We start from the raw sequence: 5,234 nt of genomic DNA on the forward strand, positions 1-5,234 counted from the left end.
GTATTCCACAAAGCCGGGATGCCGCTTATCGCGAAAACAGGCAGCAAAGCGGCGGCTGAGACCCAGAATGTCATCAGCCTGCTTCACCAGAATGACGCCCCCATCCGAACTCATGCGACCCCCGTCAAAACGGGCCACAACACGCCGTCCACAGGAGGCTGGAAACTCATACGCGCCTGCGCTACACTCTGTCTGCATCGGGTTTTCTTGATGATTATGGAAATTTCTTTTGTGCAAAACAGACTTTTTCATAATCTAACCCGATGTACAACCCTTCCGTGAGATTTCCGCGTCGATCAGAGGCGTGTCCGTTTTCGTACCGGCATGGGACGCATGGGCCAGAAAACGCGGCGGTGTCCCGATGACCGTGATCTGTTCAGTATTGAGGGAGCCAACTGGTCCATTTGGTGCAGCGGCTCCCCCCACCCGCACGGGCCCCAGAGTAATGGGAGCTGCCGCAGGCGCAAGCGTGATACTGTTCGTCCCTGTCTGGCGGAAGGTAACACCGGTGCCGGACAGAAGATGTGCGAGTGCGGTCATGGGGTCATAATCCCCACTGACACCTGGCGAGACGATGCCGGATTCAATGGAGGAGGTATAGACCACCTGCACGCCGGTTCTACGTGAAAAATTCTGCAATGCAGCTCCCAACGGCTGTCGCGCGATGTCAAGGTGCATGACACCTGCCCTGCCCGCCTGTGCCTGCTGTGCCAGCGCAGATGGCCCACCAAAAGTTGAAAGCGCAGTGCCCAGCGCCAATGCCATGGGGATTGTAATGCGACGTCCCGCCGGAGCGATATGCGACAAGTGAAAATCCTTCATGAAAACGACAGACACGAATGCAAATGAGAGTCGTTATTAACCCTTACATTCCTATGACGTTTCCACGGGCGGCCTGCCTAACCCCCTTCGTGTTTTTTTTCAGCCACTCCGCCGCACCAGCACGATATTGCCGGGCAAATGATACAATCTGAGATGTGTTCCGGCCGCCAGCGCACCCAGCGCATCGTCGGGTCTGCGCACATCCACCAATGCCGTGACAGGAGGCAGGTCATCCAGATGGTCCACGACCAGCGTCATGCCCGACCGGTACCGGGCGATGGTTGAAACCGCCATATGCACGGGCACCGCCGTCAGCATAAGTTGCCCGTCCCGCCATGACGCCACCGTGTCCACAGCCACATCCCCCTGCCGGGTGATCTGGCCTGTGCCCTGCCACACCGCGCGCTGCCCTGCCGTCAGGGTGATGGACTGTCCCCCCTCACGCGTGGAGACACGCACCATCCCGCTTTCCACGGTCGTCTCGATCTTACCATCCGCATGGGGATCGATTTCAAACGCGGTGCCGATGTCCTCCGTCACGCTGCCTGCGGCCTCAACCCGAAAGGGACGGGTCGGGTCATGGCGCACGTCAAACCATGCGCGACCGCGCAGCAGTTCAATCGTGCGCGTTCTCACCCCGTAATGCACCGCGACGGCGGCATCGGCATCCAGTACAGTCCGTGTGCCATCCGCCAGCGTGAAGGCGCGTATTTCATGCCCGGTCCAGTGATCGGCATGCAGCCGCATCCATAGGTCAGGACCAACCAGAAAAGCAGCCAGACAGGCAGCCGCAGCCAGTCCCGACGCGGCAAGGACGCAACACCTGCGCCTCCGTCGCATTACGGACTGCCGTACGACAGGCAGCCGCGGGGCAAGATGGTCCCCGATCCGGTCAAGGCTACGCCATAATTTCAGTTCGTGCTGAAAGACCGCATGATGATGCACATCCGCAACCCAGCGCCTGTAGGCCGCCATTTCGGGTTCGGTAATATCACCCGACGCCAGCCGGGCGATCCAGTGCCGGGCTTCCTGAGTCGTTATGCGATCAGATGGTGCGCTGGAACCAGTCATATCTGCTTTCGGAAGGGTTTATGGCCGACCTGGCAGGACAGGGACATTCCGAAGCCCCACATTCCCTTATCCCTGACGGGAAACATCCTGACTGTTACGCGCATCTCCCAACAGGGTGATTGCACGCTTTATATGCTTTTCGACAGTCGTGCGCGAAACCCCCAGCATGACCGCCACCTCACGTAACGGCACGTCTTTCATGCGGTTCAGCCAGAAAATGGTGCGCGTCGGTTCCGGCAAGCGTTCGGCGGCGGCCATGACGCGCTCCAGTTCCTCGCGCGCCAGAAACGCCTGTTCCACATCCGGCGTGCTTTCATCTCCATACAGGATCAACCGCGCTTCAGCCTGCAGGCGCTCGATACGGGCATCAGCACGCCCCTGATCGACCGCCAGATTGGACGCAAGGCGGTACAGATAGGCCCGTCCATTATGGATTGGCGGATTGTCACCCACACGCTGGATACGCAGCCAGAGCGTCTGCAGCAGATCTTCTGCTGCCATGGTCCGACTCATTTTCTGGAACAGGCGGGTCAATGCATTACGTTCGGCCGCGAAGACATTATTCAGTATGAAAAGGTTGTTCGACATGACGCCCGTATCCCTTCGGCCGGATGTTCATGATCCTGACCGCCCGTCTTCCTGGTGTTCCGCCAGACTCATCTCATGAGGATAAGTTGCGAACAGTTATTATCTTCTATCTATCGGAGCCTCCACTTTCAGACAAGTGATGCTGGCCTGCTCATGATTTTCTGTTCGAATGGATATCCTTCCTGGCCGAGGAGATCTGGTCTGAAATCTGATTCACGGACGTGGACTTGTAACGGTTTTGTGCCGGTCCTTCGAGCATTTTAAGCTCATATCAGGAGACCGACGAGACCATGAAGCATACGGAAGATTTCAAGCGCGAGGCCGTGAGGATCGCGTTGAGCAGTGGGCTGTCACGCACGCGCATTGCGGCCGACCTTGGTATTGGCAAATCTACTCTGGGTAAATGGATAGTGGAGTACCGTCCGACCGGGCCGACATCCGAGCCTCAGGGTGACCTGGCCCGCGAAAATGAACGTCTTCGTCTGGAGAACCGGATTCTGCGGGAGGAGAGGGAAATCCTAAAAAAAGCTATCCAGTTCTTCGCGAGCCAAAAGCCATGAGGTTCGCCTTCATCCACGGACATCGGCATGAATGGCCAATCGAGAGGCTGTGCCAGGTCTTGCGGGTCTCGGCACGGGGTTACCGGGCCTGGACATCCCGACCGGCCTGTCAGCGCCAGCGTACCGATCTGAAGGTACTGGCGCATATCCGTGAACATTATGCCCTGAGCAACGGCTCCTACGGACGGCCGCGCATGACCATGGAGCTTAGGGAAGCCGGGCTTGATGTCGGGGAACGTCGTATTGGCCGCCTCATGAAGGACAACGGGATCCGGCCCGTGCGCACCCGTCGCCACAAGGTGACGACCGACAGCCACCGTCAGTCTGACATTGCGGCCAACCTTCTGGACGGTGATTTCCTTTCTGATGGACCCAACCGGAAATGGGCAGGAGATATCAGTTATATCTGGACTGCCGAGGGCTGGCTCTACCTCGCTGTCGTCATCGATCTGTTCAGTCGTCGTGTGATCGGGTGGGCCGTAAGCGACCGGATGAAAAAGGATCTGGCAATCCGTGCCCTGGATATGGCGGTGCGGCTGCGTGACCCGGCGCCCGGCTGCATTTTCCACTCCGATCGTGGCAGCCAGTATGGCTCCTATGATTTCCAGAAAAAGCTGCTGGCCCATGGACTGCTGGCTTCAATGTCCGGAAAAGGAAACTGTTTCGACAACGCTGCTGTCGAAACATTTTTCAAAAGCCTGAAGGCGGAATGGCTCTGGAGACAGAACTGGCCAACCCGCCGTCAGGCTACTGCCGCCATCTTCCAGTATATCAATGGTTTCTACAATCCACGTCGACGCCATTCATATCTGGGCGGCATCAGCCCCCTCGCTTTCGAAGCAAGAGTGGCATAATCACTGCCTGACCGGCACAAAACCGTCACAACTCCAATCCCGTGATGCTCAGAAACATACCTCACAGTATACCGTTTGTCGGAACTTTGCGCTAAATGAAGAATGACCTTAAGGCATAATCCGTGTGCTGGGTAAGTCGCATCAGTGCAGTTCACCGCTTTCCGCGATGGTATCCAGTCGATCACGAACCTTCATCCAAAATATTGCACTATCGAGAAGATTAGCATCGAGGCATCGGTAAATATGATGCACTGATCGTTGTCTAGCTTTTTCTAAAGTGGTTTCCCTCAACATAGCAGCCACCATAGCAGATACTTTCATCTTACATTCCAAACCTTCCTTAAGTTAAGATATAGGAAAATGGTCCTCTGGAATATATACAAAGGATCACATTCCCCGATGCCCCGTGCATAAACGGGTCTATATTTATTTGTTAGGAAACGAGCATGGACGAGGAACTGAATCGGCGCATATCTGTCACCGCAGAGATGGTTGCTGCATATGTGTCGAAAAATACGATTGATCCTGAAAAACTGCCTTATCTGATTACAAGCGTATTCCAGTCATTGTCTCCGAAAGCGGAGCCTGTTTCAGAGCTGCCGACCCCAGCGGTCCCTATTAAGCGGTCTGTATTTCCCGATTACATTATCTGCCTTGAGGACGGAAAAAAACTGAAGATGCTCAAGCGTCACCTCAGTGTTGCCTATGGCATGACGCCGGAACAGTATCGGGCAAAATGGGGCCTGCCTGTGGAATACCCAATGGTCGCGCCTAACTATGCCAATCGCCGCTCAGAACTGGCGCGAGAGATGGGATTGGGACGAGAGATTACCGCAACCCACGAGCCAAAGATCGCTAAACGTGGCCGTAGAAGAAAGGGGGCTTAACAGCCCCCTCCCCTAGAGGGTGTGTTATGCACCTTGCATGAGTATAGCAGCATTTCTCATGCAAGAAGCGCGCGAACGCTATTATCTAAAATTTTGCTTCCGTTTTCTGTGTCGTACCCATCTTGCCGTATCAATAACAAAATGCGGAATTATGTTCCGTACGAATATTTCTGCTCTCTGCATGGTCGATTGTCTGCTGTTGGATAGATAGATCGTGCTTTGTTCCGTCCTGTCAGCTTTTATTTTGGGTGCCGTGTAAAAATATGTAATGAGTGTCCGCCGCAGATATCCTGTTCGCGCGGCCTGGGGGTGTCCATGCCATGAATCAGGCGACTGGAGCATGAGAACGCTGCGCCCGAACCGGGGAACAATTTTTCTGACAGGCCGGGTTGGATTTTTCTGCCACAGTTCCAGTTGGCCGCCATATTCCGGCTTCCAGTCATGATTGAGGT

General features: G+C 55.5%; 7 protein-coding genes. 2 read left to right on the forward strand and 5 right to left on the reverse strand.

Annotation, left to right across the window (positions count from 1 at the left end):
• The 4 genes from GXY01S_RS17715 to GXY01S_RS16240 form a co-directional block, all read right to left on the reverse strand.
• A partial coding sequence (locus GXY01S_RS17715) for a transposase (RefSeq protein WP_174520993.1) occupies positions 1–198 on the reverse strand: 198 nt, incomplete at its 3' end.
• A 57-nt stretch (positions 199–255) separates the two neighbouring features.
• Positions 256–807 carry an STN domain-containing protein gene (locus GXY01S_RS17720; RefSeq protein WP_053323817.1) on the reverse strand — a complete coding sequence of 184 codons (552 nt, stop codon included), beginning with the start codon at positions 805–807 and terminating at the stop codon, positions 256–258.
• 114 nt (positions 808–921) lie between these two features.
• Positions 922–1,893 (reverse strand): FecR family protein, encoded by a 972-nt coding sequence (locus tag GXY01S_RS16235; protein WP_082267055.1) that lies wholly within the window; start codon positions 1,891–1,893, stop codon positions 922–924.
• 66 nt (positions 1,894–1,959) lie between these two features.
• Positions 1,960–2,481, reverse strand: a complete 522-nt coding sequence (locus tag GXY01S_RS16240) for an RNA polymerase sigma factor (protein ID WP_053323819.1) — start codon at positions 2,479–2,481, stop codon at positions 1,960–1,962.
• Between the two features lie 290 nt (positions 2,482–2,771).
• Here GXY01S_RS16240 and GXY01S_RS16250 point away from each other — a divergent pair.
• Positions 2,772–3,895, forward strand: a protein-coding gene (locus tag GXY01S_RS16250) for an IS3 family transposase (protein ID WP_162838768.1) whose coding sequence is annotated in 2 segments (ribosomal slippage) — positions 2,772–3,000 and positions 3,000–3,895 — 1,125 coding nt in all. Because the reading frame shifts where the segments join, the coding sequence is not laid out codon by codon here.
• A gap of 446 nt (positions 3,896–4,341) precedes the next feature.
• Positions 4,342–4,782 carry a MucR family transcriptional regulator gene (locus tag GXY01S_RS16255; protein WP_053323822.1) on the forward strand — a complete coding sequence of 147 codons (441 nt, stop codon included), beginning with the start codon at positions 4,342–4,344 and terminating at the stop codon, positions 4,780–4,782.
• An 81-nt stretch (positions 4,783–4,863) separates the two neighbouring features.
• Here the strand turns inward: GXY01S_RS16255 and GXY01S_RS17725 are convergent, their stop codons facing one another.
• Positions 4,864–5,196 carry a 2OG-Fe(II) oxygenase gene (locus GXY01S_RS17725; protein ID WP_110570473.1) on the reverse strand — a complete coding sequence of 111 codons (333 nt, stop codon included), beginning with the start codon at positions 5,194–5,196 and terminating at the stop codon, positions 4,864–4,866.
• Between the last annotated feature and the right edge of the window lie 38 nt (positions 5,197–5,234).

Origin of the sequence: Komagataeibacter xylinus NBRC 15237 (genome assembly GCF_001571345.1) — a bacterium.
Classification (GTDB): Bacteria; Pseudomonadota; Alphaproteobacteria; order Acetobacterales; family Acetobacteraceae; genus Komagataeibacter; species Komagataeibacter xylinus.

Excerpts from the sequence above, each read along its gene's own strand:
- GXY01S_RS16235 (WP_082267055.1), bottom strand. The coding sequence starts at position 1,893 with ATGACTGGTTCCAGCGCACCATCTGATCGCATAACGACTCAGGAAGCC.
- GXY01S_RS16240 (WP_053323819.1), bottom strand. The coding sequence starts at position 2,481 with ATGTCGAACAACCTTTTCATACTGAATAATGTCTTCGCGGCCGAACGT.
- GXY01S_RS16255 (WP_053323822.1), top strand. The coding sequence starts at position 4,342 with ATGGACGAGGAACTGAATCGGCGCATATCTGTCACCGCAGAGATGGTT.